Annotated in this window: 19 protein-coding genes; 3 read left to right on the forward strand and 16 right to left on the reverse strand. The window is 37.5% G+C overall.

Features of this window, described 5'->3' with window-relative positions:
- Nucleotides 1-2: 2 nt before the first annotated feature.
- From POF52_RS14085 to POF52_RS14125, 9 genes are all read right to left on the reverse strand, one after another.
- Complete coding sequence (locus tag POF52_RS14085; RefSeq protein WP_271993196.1) at nt 3-1,049, reverse strand: galactitol-1-phosphate 5-dehydrogenase; 1,047 nt, start codon at nt 1,047-1,049, stop codon at nt 3-5.
- 26 nt (nt 1,050-1,075) lie between these two features.
- The gene (locus POF52_RS14090) at nt 1,076-2,347 is read right to left on the reverse strand and encodes a PTS galactitol transporter subunit IIC (protein ID WP_013057898.1); all 1,272 of its coding nucleotides are present in this window, start codon (nt 2,345-2,347) and stop codon (nt 1,076-1,078) included.
- Between the two features lie 55 nt (nt 2,348-2,402).
- A complete protein-coding gene (locus POF52_RS14095) occupies nt 2,403-2,687 on the reverse strand; it encodes a PTS sugar transporter subunit IIB (RefSeq protein WP_013057899.1) in 285 nt (94 codons plus the stop codon).
- A 42-nt stretch (nt 2,688-2,729) separates the two neighbouring features.
- Entirely contained in the window at nt 2,730-3,026 is a 297-nt protein-coding gene (locus tag POF52_RS14100; RefSeq protein ID WP_128820277.1) for a PTS sugar transporter subunit IIB, read from the reverse strand.
- A gap of 1 nt (nt 3,027) precedes the next feature.
- On the reverse strand, nt 3,028-3,513 hold the full coding sequence (locus tag POF52_RS14105) for a PTS sugar transporter subunit IIA (protein WP_176584232.1): 486 nt from the start codon (nt 3,511-3,513) through the stop codon (nt 3,028-3,030).
- Between the two features lie 36 nt (nt 3,514-3,549).
- Complete coding sequence (locus tag POF52_RS14110; RefSeq protein WP_271993428.1) at nt 3,550-5,592, reverse strand: BglG family transcription antiterminator; 2,043 nt, start codon at nt 5,590-5,592, stop codon at nt 3,550-3,552.
- Nucleotides 5,593-5,904: 312 nt separating this feature from the next.
- Nucleotides 5,905-6,468: an NAD(P)H-dependent oxidoreductase gene (locus tag POF52_RS14115; protein ID WP_271993197.1), complete on the reverse strand. Its 564-nt coding sequence runs from the start codon at nt 6,466-6,468 to the stop codon at nt 5,905-5,907.
- A 292-nt stretch (nt 6,469-6,760) separates the two neighbouring features.
- Nucleotides 6,761-7,321 carry a signal peptidase I gene (gene lepB / locus POF52_RS14120; protein ID WP_029322864.1) on the reverse strand — a complete coding sequence of 187 codons (561 nt, stop codon included), beginning with the start codon at nt 7,319-7,321 and terminating at the stop codon, nt 6,761-6,763.
- An 83-nt stretch (nt 7,322-7,404) separates the two neighbouring features.
- Complete coding sequence (locus POF52_RS14125; protein WP_271993200.1) at nt 7,405-7,767, reverse strand: nuclear transport factor 2 family protein; 363 nt, start codon at nt 7,765-7,767, stop codon at nt 7,405-7,407.
- 391 nt (nt 7,768-8,158) lie between these two features.
- Here POF52_RS14125 and POF52_RS14130 point away from each other — a divergent pair, with 391 nt between their 5' ends.
- Nucleotides 8,159-8,815 carry a DUF975 family protein gene (locus tag POF52_RS14130; RefSeq protein WP_271993201.1) on the forward strand — a complete coding sequence of 219 codons (657 nt, stop codon included), beginning with the start codon at nt 8,159-8,161 and terminating at the stop codon, nt 8,813-8,815.
- Between the two features lie 114 nt (nt 8,816-8,929).
- On the forward strand, nt 8,930-9,343 hold the full coding sequence (locus tag POF52_RS14135) for a DUF1259 domain-containing protein (protein ID WP_013083952.1): 414 nt from the start codon (nt 8,930-8,932) through the stop codon (nt 9,341-9,343).
- Nucleotides 9,344-9,491: 148 nt separating this feature from the next.
- On the opposite strand, the gene POF52_RS14140 is transcribed toward POF52_RS14135, so the two are convergent.
- The 6 genes from POF52_RS14140 to POF52_RS14165 form a co-directional block, all read right to left on the reverse strand.
- Nucleotides 9,492-10,262: a DeoR/GlpR family DNA-binding transcription regulator gene (locus POF52_RS14140; RefSeq protein ID WP_271993203.1), complete on the reverse strand. Its 771-nt coding sequence runs from the start codon at nt 10,260-10,262 to the stop codon at nt 9,492-9,494.
- A gap of 144 nt (nt 10,263-10,406) precedes the next feature.
- Nucleotides 10,407-11,519 carry a 2-aminoethylphosphonate--pyruvate transaminase gene (phnW, locus tag POF52_RS14145; RefSeq protein WP_271993429.1) on the reverse strand — a complete coding sequence of 371 codons (1,113 nt, stop codon included), beginning with the start codon at nt 11,517-11,519 and terminating at the stop codon, nt 10,407-10,409.
- An 11-nt stretch (nt 11,520-11,530) separates the two neighbouring features.
- Complete coding sequence (gene phnX / locus POF52_RS14150; RefSeq protein WP_098449160.1) at nt 11,531-12,313, reverse strand: phosphonoacetaldehyde hydrolase; 783 nt, start codon at nt 12,311-12,313, stop codon at nt 11,531-11,533.
- Between the two features lie 362 nt (nt 12,314-12,675).
- Nucleotides 12,676-14,574, reverse strand: coding sequence for an endonuclease MutS2 (locus POF52_RS14155; RefSeq protein WP_271993204.1), 1,899 nt, complete (start codon nt 14,572-14,574; stop codon nt 12,676-12,678).
- Nucleotides 14,575-15,026: 452 nt separating this feature from the next.
- Nucleotides 15,027-15,356, reverse strand: a complete 330-nt coding sequence (locus tag POF52_RS14160) for an AzlD domain-containing protein (RefSeq protein ID WP_016764847.1) — start codon at nt 15,354-15,356, stop codon at nt 15,027-15,029.
- Nucleotides 15,353-16,078, reverse strand: coding sequence for an AzlC family ABC transporter permease (locus tag POF52_RS14165; protein ID WP_271993205.1), 726 nt, complete (start codon nt 16,076-16,078; stop codon nt 15,353-15,355). Before POF52_RS14165 ends, POF52_RS14160 begins: the two co-directional genes overlap by 4 nt.
- A gap of 95 nt (nt 16,079-16,173) precedes the next feature.
- On the opposite strand from POF52_RS14165, the gene POF52_RS14170 reads away from it, so the two are divergent.
- Complete coding sequence (locus POF52_RS14170) at nt 16,174-16,725, forward strand: helix-turn-helix domain-containing protein (RefSeq protein ID WP_013057914.1); 552 nt, start codon at nt 16,174-16,176, stop codon at nt 16,723-16,725.
- Nucleotides 16,726-16,763: 38 nt separating this feature from the next.
- Here the strand turns inward: POF52_RS14170 and POF52_RS14175 are convergent, their stop codons facing one another.
- Complete coding sequence (locus tag POF52_RS14175) at nt 16,764-17,447, reverse strand: TerC family protein (protein ID WP_016764850.1); 684 nt, start codon at nt 17,445-17,447, stop codon at nt 16,764-16,766.
- Nucleotides 17,448-17,611: the final 164 nt, after the last annotated feature.

Below are 17,611 nucleotides of genomic sequence, written 5' to 3' on the forward strand. Positions count from 1 at the left end.
TTTCACTCCTTATTTGGAATTATTAACACTTTTCCATAAGCTTCTTCTCGATTAATAATCATATTAAATGCCTTTTGCGTGTCTTCTAACTTGAATCGATGAGAAATTAATTCTTTTAATCTAATCTTTCCATTTAAAATAAAGTCAACGCTTGTTTTCCACTCTTTCCCGGGAAACGGTGCAGAATAAGAGTTCCAGAAACCTTGCAACGTAAGCTCTTTTCTAAAAATACTCTCAAATGCTGCTTCAGATAAACAAACATCTGAATAAGCAATACCTAAATATCCAACCTCCCCTTTTTTACGAGTAACGAGCAGGCACTGCTCTTGAGTGACAGGGGAACCTGCACATTCGAGTGCAAGATCCACCCCTCTTCCTTTTGTATATTCATTAATTTTTTCAAGGACATTTTCGTAACGGGCATGAATCACTTTTTCACAACCCATGGCCTTCGCTTCTGCAAGCTTTTCACTAGAAATGTCGATGGCGATGACTTCTTTTACACCCGCAATTTTCAACCATTGAATCGTCAGCATGCCAATGACTCCTGCTCCAAAGACCGCTGCGGTGTCTCCTATTTGCGGATGAATATTAAGTACTCCATGAAGCGCTACTGCTAAAGGTTCTATCATCGCTGCTTCTTCAAAGTCCATCTCTCCTACTTGTATAACATTAGAAGCTGGAATATTGACATACTGAGCAAATCCACCAAATGCTTGAGCACCAATCATTCCATAGTTTTCGCATAACGAATACTGTCCTTTTTGGCAATATTCACATGCGCTGCACGGTTTAAACGGAATAGCAGCTACTCTGTCCCCAACGTTCAAATCTGTTACTTTTGCCCCTATTTCGACGATATATCCAGCAAATTCATGACCCATAATGGCAGGCAGCGGATACTTCCATCTGCTTGTCATTTTGTGTGTATCCGATCCGCATATTCCTGCTGCCATTACTTTTATTTTGACTTCATTCGCTCGGCAGGAATCAATGCTAATATCTTGATAAATAATTTCATTTTTTTCATGCAGCACGGCCGCTTTCATTGCCTTACCTCCTGTTTATGCCTATTTTAAAAAATAGAAGCCCACAGCTGAGAGAATTTAAGAATAAGCCAGTTAAATAAGTTTCCCCCCATGTCTAAACTTGAAATTTGTGTTGCCCCTTCAGGCATAGAAAACTGAGCTCCTGATAACATTTGCGTATGCACATCTGCAAAATTCGTTGCCATATAAAGTGATAGCGCCACCATAACGGTGCCCGAAATAAGAGAGTGTATAATATTTCCTCTTAATGAGCCCACAACAAAAGCTACATAGAAAGGAATGGTAGCCAAATCCCCAAAAGGCAACACTTTATTCCCAGGCAGAATGACAGCTAAAAGTAATGTAATGGGGACAAGTAACAATGCTGTAGCCATAACGGATGGATGTCCTACTGCAAGAGCGGCATCTAATCCAATATATATTTCACGATCACCATATCGTTTTTGAAGAAAAGAACGAGCTGCTTCAGAAATTGGAATAAGTCCTTCCATTAAGATTTTAACCATTCTAGGCATCAAAAGCATAACCGCTCCCATTGAAATACCTACTTGAAAAACTTTACCAAGATCATAGCCTGCTAATATACCAATTACACACCCTAAGATTAACCCCATCATCATTGGTTCACCGAAAATACCAAAACGTTTTTGAATAGATTCGGGATCTGCATTCAACCTTTTAATCCCTGGAATCCTTGATACACCCATACCTACCAAAATACCAATTGGTCCAAACGCAGCTGTAGAGCCTGTAGGAAGAGAAATTCCTTCTAACCCGTAAAATTTTTGAACCATTGGCGCCGTCTTATCTGCTACAAATAAAACAGCAATTTCATACAGAACAGTACACAATATTGCAAACCACCAGCTTCCTGTGACAACGTATCCTGTTGCACCAGCAGCGATAAAGTGCCAGTAGTTCCAAATATCAATATCAAGCGTCTTAGTCAGTTTTAATAAAAGCAAAATAATATTTACAAACAAGCAAACAGGAATTAGTATAGCTGCAACGGGAGATGCCCAAGATATTGCAGCGGCAGAAGGCCATCCTGTATCAATAACAGTTAGATTTAATCCAAATCGTTCAACCATTGCTTGTGCTGCTGGTCCTAAGTTTTTTACAAGTAAATCAATAACTAGGTTGATGCCGACAAAACCGATTCCTATTGTAATTCCGGATTTAAACGCTTTTTTTGCACCTGTTTTAAATAACAGGCCTAAGATAAAAATGGCAATTGGTAAAATAACTGTAGGTCCTAGATTTAATACTGCTTGCACACCTGATAGAAGTTTATCCATATCCATCCCTCATTTTTCTTTTGTCATTTTCTAAAATGGAGGCAACGCGTGATACCTATGCCTGTAAATGCGTCAGAATTTTTTGGTCCAGTGCTTCCATGCCAATTCCCGTGATATAGGAGGTTGCGCTTAATGCCGGGATGCTGTACGTTGTGGGTAAAATCGTTGTTGATACAATTAAATCCGCACCTTCTTGGCGAGAAGCTACTTCCGCAATTTTACACTGCACAACTTCTGCGTTAATGCCGTTGTCTTTTAATAGATTTTCCACTCGTTCACACACCACTGTTGATGTTGCAATTCCCGCTCCGCACGCTACTAATACCGTATATTTTTTCATTTTAATCATCTCCCAATTTATTATTTTTAATTTTCTGACTAATCAATTTGCAACTGGTTTATTTAAGGCATCTATTATTTTTTGGTCCAGTGCTTCCATGCCAATCCCTGTGAGATAGGAGGTTGCGCTTAATGCCGGGATGCTGTACGTTGTGGGCAAAATCGTTGTCGATACAATTAAATCTGCTCCTTCTTGGCGAGAAGCTACTTCCGCAATTTTACACTGCACAACTTCCGCGTTAATGCCGTTGTCTTTTAATAGATTTTCCACTCGTTCACACACCACTGTTGATGTTGCAATTCCCGCTCCGCACGCTACTAATACCGTATACTTTTTCATTTTACTTCTCCCCTTTTGTACTAATTTTTTCAACTCTGTTAAAAATAGCTTGAACATCTCTTTGATTTTCAGCGTGTAATAATTGTTCTATTTTTTGCTGATCTTGAATGGTTTGCATCAGCTCCTGAAGTACTGTTAACTGGGTGTGAGGCTGGTTTAAACCTAAAAGAAGCACAATGCGCACATCTACTTTTTTTGTATTATCATCCATTAAATAAAACGATACAGGTTTTTGTAAGGTAACCACACTAATAAATTGTTCAAAAACATGCTCTGGATCTGTATGAGGGATTGCTACACTGTAATCGCCTATTTGGAGGCCTGTCGGAAAAGATGCTTCTCTTTCTTTGATTTTTGTCAGAAAGTTTTCACTGACATACCCTTTGCCAAATGCCTCTTTGTACACCATTTCAAAAATATCCACTTGATCTTTACAAACGCTATTTAACTTCAGTAACTCTTCTTTTAAAAAAGGCTGTAATGTCACGATTGTATCCTCCTTGCTATACATTCTGTACCATGATTAGATAGAGTGCGTTTTAATTATTTCATAGATTTTGTATTTTTCATTTAGCCGTTTCATCTCATTTATTACCCCGTTCATTTCCGCTAACTTCATTAGCTGCAGCATAGCGTTTAAATGTTTCTTTTTATCAATAGCTGCGATAACAACAATAAAATGAACTTTTTGTTCTCCGCACAATAAGCCTTCTTTTAACTTAAGTAAGCTCATGCCTACTGCTTGAACACCGTCCTCAGGGCTTGCGTGAGGTATGGCAACATTAAGTCTTAGTACAATATGTGGAGACATAGACGGATATTGTTCCTGCATTTTATCAATATAAGCTTCAGTAATAACACCTTTATGTAAAAGCGGGGCAGCGGCTATTGAAATAGCTTCCTTCCAGCTTTCCACTTGATCGCGCAGCACAATTGTTTCGGGTGTAATTAAATCTGCTAAACTGTATTCTTGATTTTTACTTGTTTCGTTTAATATTTGGAGAGAAAAATAATCTTGCAATGCTTTTTGAAGTTGAGACTTCTGATCAACTTTTGCGTATTTTTCAATGACACTTATTAACTGTTCAATGTTTACCACGGATGTATTTAAACCGAATATGGTTTGAATGACTCGCTGCCGAAGCTGCAGCTTTTGAAAATCGGAAATAAATTGTTCCACAATAAATAAATGCTTAGAAGTCTGAACAGTAACAGGAGAAAATACCATATCAAATTCTGCTTTTGATTGCTCAAATTCTCGAATTGAAAGAGCTTCGTAGAAATAAAACTCTGGAAATAGATCACGCAGCGTGTGCTCCATCAAATGTGAAATGGATACCCCGTTAGGACAAACAACAACCGCTCGCTTTTTCAGCTGTATCGTTTCGCCACTGTTAATTAAATGTCCGCCAATAAAAACGGTAATAAACATCACTTCGCTTTCAGGAATAGAGCAGCCAATATAAGTTTCAAAAGGCTTTAATGAGTCCTTTACAATGTAGTGAATGGCTTCGAACTCTTCACTAACTTTTTCAATTATTGAATAGTTAGTAGTTAGCTGATATTTAATGCGGTAGTAAGCTGGTTTCATATGCAGCACTAATTTTTGAAGCAGCTTCTCTTTTTCTTTAAAAGTAATACATGCTTTTTTCTCAAATAACGCAAGGCTGTTTTTTAATGAAGATTTTAATTCAAGAGTTTCTTCCTCTCTTAAAAATTGGGAGGATAGAACGTTAGAAGTAAGCAATTGTAATGTAATAAATAAACGTTCTTCCTTTGGGATACAAGCAGCATCTTCAATTAAAATTTCGGCAGCTTCAAACTCTTTTGTATCCGATAGTTCTTCATAGTCGATATGATAAGAATCTTTAATTAAGTTTCCTTTTTTAATTCGTTTTAACAAAATGGCTATTGTATATGGAAGAAGTTTTATTTTTTGATCGATAAATTGAAGTGCTAAACGCTTTTCTACTTTTTCCATTTGCTCTTTTAATCTCTGAATTTCTTCTCTTGAAATTCCTGTATATGCCTGAATATACGTCTCGCCTTGATACATGTCATATACGGTCCGCAGTACTTCAATAAGCAGCTTCCTTTTATTCCACTCACTTCCTACTATGTCGTATCCATGCATTCGCGAATAAATAATTTCAAGATGATAACCATTTACAATTTTCTGTGTATATTTCATATCTCTTAATACTGTATTCTTACTCACTGATAGCGAGCTGGAGAAATGAAGTAAAGATAATTCTTCTTCGCTGCCTAATAGCATAAGCAAAACCAATTGAGCTCTTTCTTTTTCAGACGGAATATAACTTCCAGCAGAGTGTTCGACTTTTTCAGCAAACAGTTCCATTAGAAGAGGATCAATAATAAATTTCCCCCCGTTCGTTCGCTGAATTTTTGGGTAGTTATTACTGTTTAACCAGTCATTAATTTTTGTAAAGCTGTAGCTAATCTGCCTCCGTGAAAGATGATACTTTCTCTCTAATTCCGCATTGGAAATACCTGGATTACTAACCACTCGTTTTAAAATTAAATTGCTCCTTTCATCTAGATGCATCAATTGCTCCCCCCTTGCTGAAATTTATTCTATCACTGATCTCCACCAAAATGTTTACGCTTTCATTACCACTTCTGGTCGAATTATTGTGCAACTTGATGGTTAACTCTTCCTTACCATTGTAGACATTTCGCTAGTGCTCAGAAAGAAAAAGAAAAACTGTTTTTGACTACGATTTTTGCGTCAAAGTGAATAAAAAAACCCGACTGTTTAGTCAGGTTTTTTGTAGATATCGATTTTTATCGGGAAGGCTTCCTAAGTCTTTAAAGATTTTAGGAATCCCCCACTTCAGGCTTGCTAAGTGGGGGTAGTTCAATGATGCTCTCCTATTCCAAATACTTCTGCTACGTGATTTTCTAATTTATGCTTGTAGTGATCAATGTTTGGATGTTTGACTACATCATGAATAGAATAAGTTGGAAGTGGACTCATACCGACGTACTGATTCATTTTATGCAAATGCATAATGGCTTCGTCTAAACTTTTTCCTTCATAGAAAGCTTCGTCATTGTCGAAAATAGCTTCCGGCGCATTCCACGTGAGAGAAAACATGTATTTTTTCCCCGTTAATAAGCCGCCTCGCCCGTATTGATTGGAGCCTTTAAAGAAAATGTTATCCATATACACGCGATCAATATATTGCTTAAACTTTCCGGGAATGCTGAACCAGTAAATAGGCGTCTGCATAATCACAACATCAGCCCATAGCCACTTTTCAATTTCTTCTTCTACTTCGTAGCCTTTATCAACCACCGTTGTTTTAATGTCAAATTGATCAGTGAGTAAATGCTGTATTTCGTTAAAAATCGTCTGATTTAACTCTCCTTTTGACTTTTTATAATACTCGTGTCCATTAATGATTAATACGTTTTTCATGCTGACCTGCTCCTTTCCAAAATCCTTGCTTCTTTATCTTCATATATCTGTATACCCATAAAAACTACTTACCTATCAGTACCACCTCTTACTTTGAAGTAACATGGGCACCTAGAAGTCCCTTTTTAAACACCCTTATGATTTCCTAAACAAAGAAAAAAACAAGGTCTAATTTACTAATTTTTTAGAAGATGTTTAACTCGCACGAAGCAAATTGTTTTTTTAAAATCAGTTCTTTTAACCCAATAAAAAAGACCGGCGAATTAAATTTCGCCAGCCTTTTTCCCTTTTTTTATTTCGGTTCGCCTACTTCATTTAACGGATAGTAGCGAAACTGCACCTTTCCGATAACTGATTTTTGTGGAATGAAGCCAAATGCTCGTCCATCATGACTTACAGGACGGTTGTCCCCCATGACAAACAGTGAATTTTTCGGCACCTTCACTTTGCCATCAGTTGCAGGCAGCGTTTGAAGCGTAAAATCTTCCGTGAATTTTTCATTAGGTGCAAGAGATTTTTTAGATTCTTTTAAATACGGCTCTTTATAAGCTTTACCGTTAATATATAGAACGTCGTTTTTCATTTCTACCGTATCTCCTGGCAGGCCGATTACACGTTTAATATAATTTTCATCTGCATCCGGTGCATGAAATACAATCATATCAAAGCGATCAACATCACTGATTTTATTTAAAATAACGCGGTTTGAATCTTCAAACGTTGGATACATCGATTCACCGTGAACCGTAGTTGGCGCAAATAAAAAATGGCGAACTCCCACTACAATAACCAATGCAATAACAATGGACTTAAGCCATGAAAACACTTCTTTTTTTACGTTATTTTTGCTCATCTCAAAACATCCCTTACGTCAAAATATACTTTCATCATAGCATCAAATAGAGGGAAAGTATAATAATAACCGAATAATCTTATTTATTGATCATCGTCTGTCACTGTGCCTTGATGGAAAAACAAACGCCACTTTTCTTCTCTTTTTCGCCAAATAGAACTGCGAAGCGTCTTTTTTTCTGCCGTATGATTCATAAGATGATAAGTAATTAATACGCAGTCAGGAGACAATACGTCCATATGAAAATGAGAGATTTCGAATACATCTGGCGAAAGTACATGATTGTTATTGTAATCTTTTCGTTTCCATACCCTGCCCGAGCTGCCAAACTCCACGTAATCATCTGCAAGAATATTTGAAAGCTCTTTAGCAGAGGTGCGTATCTCAGATTTTAAGTGACTGCATTCTAAATTATAAAATGTTTGAGTGAGATTCTCTTTTTCCACTTTCACAGTCTCCTCTCATTCTTTCTTACATTCATTATAAAGGAATACTGCCGTTTTCACTTAAGACTTGTTGCATCATTTTGATCATTTCAAACATAGAAACCCCTCCTACGTTAGAAATTTTTTTCATAAGAGTTTCCCTTCATATTAAAATAAAGCATCGCACACAGTGCTTTTTCACCTCCTCTTTCTTCAAAAGTAGTTCAAAAGCAGATTGTACCTATTTAGCGATTTCTGTCTGTCTAGTAAAAATTTTTCAAAGGAGCTCTGCTTTTCATCTCAGAACCTATTGACTATTATTTTCATTTCATACAAAATTAACAATTGTGCATGCTTTACATGTTAATACGAGCAAAAAGATACTGTTTTGCAACATTAAAGGAGGAACAACATGAATATTGGGACGATTAAAAGAGAAGCTAAAGCTTCTTTGAAAAATCGCTGGGGACTTGCGATTTTACTGACGGTGGTGACGTACGGAGTATATACGCTTCTGCCTATTCCATTTGAAATTGTGGCAAGCGGCGGCTATGACAATTGGATGAAAGATGAAGCTGATTCGGCATCATGGATTTCAACTGCCTTTGCTATTGTCTTTTCGCCTCTTCTCATGGCGAACTACTGGGCATTTTTAGGTTTAGCGCGAGGTGAATCTGTCCAATTGGGACATTTGTTCAAAACATTCCAAGACTTCGGTCTTTATGTAAAGTCATTAGGGATTTATGTACTTATGACTCTTTATGTGATGCTGTGGTCACTGCTTTTACTGATTCCTGGAATTATCAAAGCACTGGCATATTCACAAACGTACTATATTTGTAAAGACAACCCTACTTATTCGATGAATCAAGCGATTACAGAAAGCCGCAGGTTGATGAATGGTTATAAAGGACAGTACTTCCTGCTGCTGCTAAGCTTTCTTGGCTGGTTTTTATTAAGTATCATTACACTAGGAATCGGCTTTTTATGGTCTATTCCATACCTTTCTGCTTCACTTGCCCGTTTTTATGAACATTTGTTAAATGAACGCTCATCGCATGCTGAATAATAAAAAAATCCTCTTCATCGTGAAGGGGATTTTTTTATAAGAACACTGTTTGCATAAGTGAAGCTCTGATGTCATAAAGCTTACTAAGAGTATAGAAGAAAGGCAGGAGCTTAAATGTATACTACAAGTGAAATTTGTCAGCAGTTTGGCCAGATTTTAAACGCTAAAAGCAAAGTTAGTCCAACAGGATGCTCAGTGTCTCTTAAAAGAAGCTTTCAAGCTCATGTTCAAGGGCGGAAAAGCAGCTCTGTCGTTCCTGTTGGGGTATCATTTGAAGCGATAGACGCACAGGGAAACGCGTTAAACTTGGCTGAGATTGCTATTTTACAAGAAGAAATCCCCCGTTTTACAGAAGCTGCTGCGCGGCAAGGTCTTATCGTAAGCGCTTTGCATAACCATTGGCTTTTTACAGAACCGGTCCTTATGTATCTTCATATTCAATCTGTAGAGCCTCCTTTACATTTTGCAAAAAAAATGGCTTTTTGTTTTACAATGCTCAAGAGTCTTCCCGTTCCAACAAACGAATAGTTTATTAAACGCGTCTCTCAGGTACATTAAAGAGGTAAGAGATGTTTTTTATACCTATAGACTACTAATATAGCTAAAGGAAACCTCCTTACCTTTTAAGTCATTAACAAAAAGGCGAATGTTTTATAAACATTTGCCTTTTTTATTTTTAGCATTTTATCCAGCATGCGTCCAAGTCTTCCCAAGTCTCCGGAAGAGGAGAAGTGCATAAAATATAATCAATGTGCTCTAAAGAATCTATTTTGTAGTTCGCCTTCACTTCTAGCTTGGAATGATCAGCCAATACAATGGTCTGGTTTGCATTAGCGATGAAGACTTTAGACAGCAGGCACTTTTCTAAATCAAAGCTTGTAATCCCAGCTTCGGGATGAAGACCGTCAATTGAAATAAAAGCTTTATCTACATAAAATTCTTTTGCAGCCCTTTCTGCTAGGGATCCAGAAGCCCGAAAATGTTTGCTTCTTACATGACCTCCTAGAAAAATAACTTCTCCGCTGAAAACCTGCTTGTTTTGGTAGTCGATTAGCATAGTCACAAGAGGAAAGGAATTTGTAATAACCGTTATACTAGAAATATTGACAAGTGACGAAACCATTTGCATGGTCGTGCTGCCTTCATCTATAAAAATAACGTTGCCTTCTTCTATCAACTTAGCTGCTTTACTCCCTATTTTTTTCTTTTCTTTGCTTCTGATAACTTCTCGCTCAAACATAGGCGGCTCAGCAATTTCTGTTTCTATTTTCACGGCCCCGCCATACACTTTTTTTAACTTTTTTTCTTCTTCTAATTCTTCTAGATAACGGCGAATAGTCTCAGTCGATACATCAAAAGCGTGCGCTAATTCGTTTACTTTGACTTGCCCTTGATGTTCAATCATATCTAAAATTGTTTTTTTACGTTGTTCTGCCAATAAAGACACATTATTGCACTCCTAACTCTACGAAAAAATTTGCTCATGTAAAGATGATATTTTCTTTCTTTATGGAGACCTTGCTTCTTTACCTCTCGAAAGACAGTGCTCCGCTAAATTTAATATTGCCAGCACCACCTAAACAAAACACGTCTATTGCTGCGTCTCCTTTCGCCTCACTGTCGAATGAATCGCTTCTAGCAACCTTTCGATATCTTGTTTATGTACGTCTCCAATATTTCCAATTCTAAAGGTGTCAACTTGAGAAACTTTTCCAGGGTAAATGACGAAACCTTGTTTTTTTAAAGATTGATAAAATCCTTGAAATGTAAAAAGAGAATCGTTAGGGTAAAGAAATGATGTAATAATGGGTGACTGCTGTTTTGACTGCAACAGAGTATTAAACCCTAGTTTCCTCATTCCTGTCACTAGCAAGTGCTGATTTTCCCGATAGCGCTTAAAACGAGCTTGGACTCCTCCTTCTTCTTCAAGTTCCAGGAGCGCCTGATAAAATGCCCGAACCGCATGAGTTGGAGAGGTAAAGCGCCATTTCCCTTTATCTCTTTCCATCGTTTTATATTGATCATAAAGGTCGAGTGAAAGAGAACGGGCATTTCCCTTACATTTTTCAAGCTCATCTGTTTTAGCAATGACAAATCCGAATCCAGGAACGCCTTGAATGCATTTATTCGAACTGCTGATAAATAAATCAATCTGCAGCTGCTCTATATCCATGGGTATACCGCCAAAACTGCTCATGGCGTCTACAATGGTCATTTTATTATAGCGCTTAGCAATACAACATACTTCTTCAATAGGATTTAAAATTCCTGTTGTCGTTTCACAGTGAACGACAGCTACATGAGTGATGTCTTCGTCTTCTTGAAGCATTCGTTCAATCACATCTGTATCAAAAGACTCAGTTTCATTTACTTTATATACAGTGTTATTAATTCCGATTGCTTCACACATATGAACCATTCTTAAGCCGTAAGCTCCATTTGCTGCTACCAGGATTTTCCCTTCGACTCTCGGTACGAACGTTCCGATGGCTGCTTCTACACAAAACGTGCCGCTTCCCTGCATTAACACAGCAGTGTATAAAGAAGACGCCGTTGCCAGCTTGACTAAACGCTTTCTTATATCTTGGACGAGATTATTATATTCATCATCCCATGTACACCAATCTTTCAGCATCGTTTCGCGAACCGAAGCTGTCGTAGATAATGGACCTGGAGTTAAAAGCAAATATGGATTTTTCATGATAATCCTCCTCTTTATTGCTGTTCCAATTGATTAATCACTTGATCAAGGTCAGATATACGATCCACTACGAAATTTGCCCCGGCTTCTTCTAAACGGCTTCGCACTTCTTCCATTTTTATTTTTAATTCTTTTTGATCCATATTTTTTTCTGCTTCTTCAGAAAGTCCCATCTCACTGCTTCCTAAAATCACGCCTACTGTCCACATGCCGGCATTTTTTCCTTCTTGCATATCTGTTACGGTGTCTCCTACTTTTATAATACGATTCATAGGAAAGACATCTAACTCCATGGCATTACGGTAACACATCCATGGATACGGCCGGCCTGCTTTTACATCATCTGCTGTGAAGTAACAGTCCGGTGAATATCCTTTTTCTTTTGCTTTTGGCGCAACAATCTCCATCATTTTTTTCGTATATCCCGTCGTAGAACCTATTTTAATATTTCTGTTTCGCAAACGCTCTGAAAGCTCAACAGCTCCAGGAATAGGCGTGGTGAAGTCTTCTAATATACAAAATAAGCTTGATTCAAATTCATCATTCAGTTTTGCAACATCTTGTTCTGTTGACTTTGATCCGTGTGCCTTTTTCCATTCCCGTTGAATACGCGGCATCTTAAGAAGCGCTCGGATATGTTCAATTTTCAGCATGCCCATTGGCTCTCTAGCTTCTTCAATTGTAATTTCTACCTTATGTCTTTTAAATACCTCTAAAAATGCCTCAAGCGGAGCAAAACACCCGTAATCAATCATTGTTCCAGCCCAGTCGAATACTACAGCTTCGATTTTTTTCATTTTCCTCTTTCCTTTCGTTATTTAATTTGCCATTTACAATGTTTTGATAAATAGTTTTCTCATTCGTAGAGAATTCCTACGATGGGCGAAAGCGGTAAAAATAATGAGTGCATTTATATCTGAGGCTGTGTTTTACACTTAACAAAATGAAAGTGTTTTAGATGTTGATTGTTGTTGTTTATGTTGTTTTTATAACCATTTCATATTATAACACGTTAAAACAACAAAAAACCATAACAATAAACAACTATAAAAGTGATGTAAATTCTTTTAAAATTTATTTGGAGATCTGTTCCATGTAGTTTTGAGAAGCTGCATAAAAACGAAACCCAGCACTTTCTTATAAGTGCTGGGTTTCTGCTTTATCTATTTTCGCGTATATCTTTTTCAATTTTCCGCAATGCTTTTTTTGATCCTCGCTGCAGATCATGCTGCTCTTTTCGATCTTTATAGCTAATAAATAATGAATCGAGATCATAGCCTTCGGGATATAATTCAGCAGCTTTGATTTCAAGAGCTACTCGCTTAACGTTTACTTCAATTAACTCATTCTGATAGAGTACGACTATATTGTTTGTGTTGTCTTTAGACTTATACACAATCGCATGATTTTCATAATCTAACAGCTTGACTCGATCTCCCATTTGGTATTCAACAAGGTCTTTTTTCTTTTCCTTCAAAATAGTTGGTTTTTTTATTTTATTTTCTCTGACAACTTCTGTATCATACGATTTGCTTTCCATATAGAACTTTGCTTTTTGTAAAATCTCTTCTTCTACCTTCATTTTCTTTGAAATCCAAAGCGCATTGCTTTCACCAGATGTGCCAATTAACAGCTGATACAGCGGTTCTAATGTTTTACCGTTGAACTGCATCGCAGCATTCATAAAGTCAGGATGAATTTCTGAGAAACGCTTAATTTCTCCGTAATGCGTAGTTGCGACCGTTATGCAGCCCATATGATAAAACTTTTCTAAAATTGCAATCGCAAGTGCAGCTCCTTCATTCGGTTCGGTGCCGCTGCCAATTTCATCGAATAGGAGCAGCGTATTGTTCGTTGCTTTTTGCAAAATAGTCGATATATTTTTCATGTGTGAGGAAAAGGTGCTCAGTGCATTTTCAATACTTTGGTTGTCGCCGATATCGACAAAAATATGTTCAAACAATGCAATTTCTGTTCCTTCATCAGCTGTAATATGAAAGCCTAACATTGTAGCGAGTGTCAGTAGCCCAATCGTTTTTAAGACAACGGTTTTTCCTCCTGCGTTAGGTCCGGTAATAATTAAGCTTCGATAATTCTCGCCAATTTCGAAGTGAAGCGGAACAATTTTACCAGTTAACAGCGGGTGATATGCGCCTTTTAAATGAATATATCCATAATCATTAATTTTAGGTTCGATTCCATCTGCCTGTTTACTGTATTTTGCTTTGGCAAACACCATGTCGTATTGGCTAATTAGCTCTAAATTAATATGAATATCAGCTAGCTTCTCTAACACTAAACCTGTTAAAGACGCTAAAATTTGATATTCTTCTACCTCTTCTTCTGCTTTCAAAATCGCTAGTTCCGCATTCAGCTTTGTAATAGATGCCGGCTCTATGAACACTGTTGACCCTTTAGAAGATGTCTCAACAATCGTTCCTCCAACATGGTTTTTATAGGATGCCTTGATCGGAATCGTATAGCGGTCTCCTTTTTTACTGATGAAGAAGTCTTGAATATACTCTTTGTTTTTACCGTTTCGTAAAAATTTCGCAAGCTGTTCTGAAATCTTGGCTTCCGTTCCTTCTATATGTCTTCTGATACGCTTGAGCTCTTTGCTTGCCGCAGCGTCTACTTTTCCGGCTTTGATCGCAAAATTAATTTCCTCTTCTATACCTGTCAGTTCTTTCATCGAATGGGCATAGGAACTTAAGAGCGAAGCAAAAAATTCTTTATCCACCATATATTGTTTTACTTTTCTGCAGCCTTTTAAAAAATCGGATACGCGCATTAGCTCTTCGGGCTCTAAAATCATGCCTTTTTCAAGCTTTTCGATGACTCTTCCTATACCTGAGACACCTGATAGCGGAAGTGATTTCTCAGCATCTAGAAGTCTTCGTGCTTCCGTTGTTTCTTTAAGTCGGTTTTTTACTGTTTTAAGAGATGTGCTCGGCTGAAGTTTATCCATTAATTGTTTTCCCAGCTCACTTACGCAGTGAGATTTTACGATTTCTTTTAATTCCTGATACTGCAATTTTTCAAATGTCATCGTATTCATGGTTTTTCTCCTCACTATGATTTGTCATCACATATGAAGATACCTATTTATTAGAAGGCAATGAAAAAGATAAATAAAAAAAGCTGTGGTGATCCCACAGCTTTTTGCGTTCATAAGGTGTCTAAACACATATCACAAAAGAAAGCTCTGTAAAAACAGACGCCTCTTTCGCGACAAATGCCGAACCCTTTATAAAGCATTGTAGGTATCTTCATAGGCAGTGAAATAAATCCATAAGCAAATAAAGGGTACCTTCATTCTCCAAAAAATACCCGTCTTGCTTATTTAATTTATTTCATTCAATTGTTCCTATTTAGATACTACTCCGCTCATAAAAGCACCTCATCTATATTTTAGTTTTCATTGGCTTCTAATTTACACTCTTATCATACTATATGAAAAAGCATGCGTAAAGGAGACAATAAAAAAGCTCAAGAGCATAACTTGAGCTTTCATGACAAAAGAAAAAAACGAAGCAGCGCCATCATTCCAACTCCGCTAATAACGGTGATGGATAAGCTTTTGGTTTTCAGCGCAATCAGTAAGGTTGGAATGACTACGATAATGACGGGCCAGTTAATCTTTACACTGTCATTTGCTTGAATGATAAAGTTTTCTACAACAAGTGCGGTTAAAATACAAATAGGAATATAGGATAGCCATTTTAATACGGGTTCTGGCAGCGCGATGTTACGCACAACTAAAAACGGAACAATACGAGGAACTACGGTAACAAGGGCACATCCTAAAATAACGATGAGTGTTGGGTAGTGGATGCTCATTTATCCGTCACCACCCCAATTGTCGCTACAATAATCGTTGAAATCAATACAGCCACATGTGAAGGTACGAAAAAAGACAGCACAATCATAATAATCGCCATATAAAGAATTAAACGTAAATAATGATTAAGCTTTGAAGGTAACACGCTTTCAATTTGTAAAACAAGCAGAGCTAAAAACATAGCCGTTAAGGCAAAATCAAACCCAAAGGCTTCCGGGTCAGGTAGCAAATGGCCCAAAATAGCGCCTATCGTACAGGCGATAATCCAGCTGACGTAAGCCGTTATATTTAATCCGTTCATCCAGCGGTCATTAATTGGCTCACCTTTCGCAATTTTACTTGAAGACACCCCGAATGATTCATCCGTTAGAAGGGCTCCGATTCCAACGTTTTTTAATAACGAATATTTTGTAAATTCAGGAGCGACCGTAGCGCTCAAAAGAAAGTGTCGTAAGTTTACGATAAATGTTGTGAGAATAATAGCTGAAATTGAACTGTTTGCAACCATCAGTGCACAAATAATAAACTGTGCTGCCCCTGCATACACGAGCGCTGATAATAAAGCAACTTCCATAACGGAAAGATGCGAGGATACTCCAACAATCCCAGCCGCAAGCCCTATACTTATGTAACCGAGTAGCGTAGGGATACAATCCTTAGCCCCTTGTCTGAACGTTAAGTCCACTTTTTCTCTTTGCTGTACTGCTTTTTCTGCAATCACCGTACTCCCTCCTTTTCTGCTATATTATACATCTATACGTTATATTAAACAACGGTATGTTATACTATCTTTATAATAATTAAAGGAGTACAACAATGGACGCGATTCAAGATATTATTGCTAAAAATCTTGTTAAATTACGAAAAAATCGAAATTTGACGCTTGATCAAGTTTCCGAATTAACGGGTGTGAGCAAAGCAATGCTTGCACAAATTGAAAAAGGTAAATCCAGTCCCACGGTTACCACGCTTTGGAAGATCGCCAACGGCCTTCAAGTCTCTTTTTCCGTATTTATGAAAGAAGACACTCCGGATGTCCAGAAAGTAAGCATAAAACAGCTAGATCCCATCACGGACAACAAAGGTGATTACTTGGTGTATTCTTTTTTCCCTTATCATCCGGAGAAAAAGTTTGAAATTTACATTGTTACATTAAAGCCCGGGTGCGTGCACGAAGCGAAAACTCACTTAGGAGATGAATACTTACTTATTAAAGAAGGAGAATTAACGGTTCGTTTTGAAAATGAAGAACATGAATTAGTCTCGGGAGACGCTCTGCATTTTTCAGGAAATACCTCTCACAGCTATATCAATTCATCTGAAGAAGAAGCAAGCTTTTTTTTGCTTATGCACTACCCCGAATCATAAAAAAAAGAGCGTACGGATCATCCGTACGCTCTTTTTTATTAAGCTGCGTGGGCTTGTTCTTTTTTCATTTTTTTGTTTTTCATGTACCCGATGCCTACAACTGCAATAGTTAAGATAACTTGAACAGCGAGATGTAAAGCTGTGCTTGGAACAAATCCGCCGATAATTTTATCTTCAACAATCATTTTTCCAGCAGACCATGCAAGCATCGCCGCTCCAGCGTAAATGATAATCGGAAATTTTTCCATTGCTTTCATAATAAAGCTGCTTCCCCAAATAATAATCGGAATTGAAATTAATACACCAATCATAATCGGGACAAATTCGTGAGCTACACCTGCTAGAGCTAATACGTTATCTAATGACATGACCGCATCTGCGATAATGATCGTTTTAACCGCGCTCCATACCGTTGCTCCACCTTGAGGATTGTCGCCGTGATCGTGATTGTCCGCTAATAATTTATATGCAATCCACACTAGCATCAAACCGCCGACCGCTCCGATTAATGGTATTTTCAATAAAGGGACAATAATAGCCGCAAATAATAATCGAAGACCAATCGCACCGCCTGTTCCAATTAAAATTGCTCTTTTTTGTAAATCTTTTGGTACGTTACGAGCCGCCATTGCAATAACAATTGCGTTATCCCCGCTTAAAATTAAATCAAGAAAAATAATTTGCAGCAAACCTTGCACTGATACGCCAATTAGTTCCTCCATAGTTACCTCCACCTTCTCTTTTTATGTAACGTTTCTCCTTTAAATGTCCGAGCCTTTTCCTCCCTTTTTATAATTGAATACAAAAAAGACCCTTACCAAATAAGCGGTAAAGGTCTTGCTAACAACATAATGTCGCCAACAAAGCCGAGAGATAATCTCTGTAA

This window comes from Priestia sp. AB (assembly GCF_028369225.1).
GTDB classification, from domain to species: domain Bacteria; phylum Bacillota; class Bacilli; order Bacillales; family Bacillaceae_H; genus Priestia; species Priestia megaterium.

Bases quoted from the DNA above. Each gene is read 5' to 3' on its own strand.
- POF52_RS14175 (WP_016764850.1), bottom strand. From the start codon at position 17,447: ATGGAGGAACTAATTGGCGTATCAGTGCAAGGTTTGCTGCAAATTATT.
- phnX (WP_098449160.1), bottom strand. From the start codon at position 12,313: ATGAAAAAAATCGAAGCTGTAGTATTCGACTGGGCTGGAACAATGATT.
- POF52_RS14130 (WP_271993201.1), top strand. From the start codon at position 8,159: ATGAATATTGGGACGATTAAAAGAGAAGCTAAAGCTTCTTTGAAAAAT.
- POF52_RS14095 (WP_013057899.1), bottom strand. From the start codon at position 2,687: ATGAAAAAATATACGGTATTAGTAGCGTGCGGAGCGGGAATTGCAACA.
- POF52_RS14135 (WP_013083952.1), top strand. From the start codon at position 8,930: ATGTATACTACAAGTGAAATTTGTCAGCAGTTTGGCCAGATTTTAAAC.
- lepB (WP_029322864.1), bottom strand. From the start codon at position 7,321: ATGAGCAAAAATAACGTAAAAAAAGAAGTGTTTTCATGGCTTAAGTCC.
- POF52_RS14085 (WP_271993196.1), bottom strand. From the start codon at position 1,049: ATGAAAGCGGCCGTGCTGCATGAAAAAAATGAAATTATTTATCAAGAT.
- POF52_RS14090 (WP_013057898.1), bottom strand. From the start codon at position 2,347: ATGGATAAACTTCTATCAGGTGTGCAAGCAGTATTAAATCTAGGACCT.
- POF52_RS14100 (WP_128820277.1), bottom strand. From the start codon at position 3,026: ATGAAAAAGTATACGGTATTAGTAGCGTGCGGAGCGGGAATTGCAACA.
- POF52_RS14115 (WP_271993197.1), bottom strand. From the start codon at position 6,468: ATGAAAAACGTATTAATCATTAATGGACACGAGTATTATAAAAAGTCA.
- POF52_RS14160 (WP_016764847.1), bottom strand. From the start codon at position 15,356: ATGAGCATCCACTACCCAACACTCATCGTTATTTTAGGATGTGCCCTT.
- POF52_RS14110 (WP_271993428.1), bottom strand. From the start codon at position 5,592: ATGCATCTAGATGAAAGGAGCAATTTAATTTTAAAACGAGTGGTTAGT.
- POF52_RS14155 (WP_271993204.1), bottom strand. From the start codon at position 14,574: ATGAATACGATGACATTTGAAAAATTGCAGTATCAGGAATTAAAAGAA.
- POF52_RS14170 (WP_013057914.1), top strand. From the start codon at position 16,174: ATGGACGCGATTCAAGATATTATTGCTAAAAATCTTGTTAAATTACGA.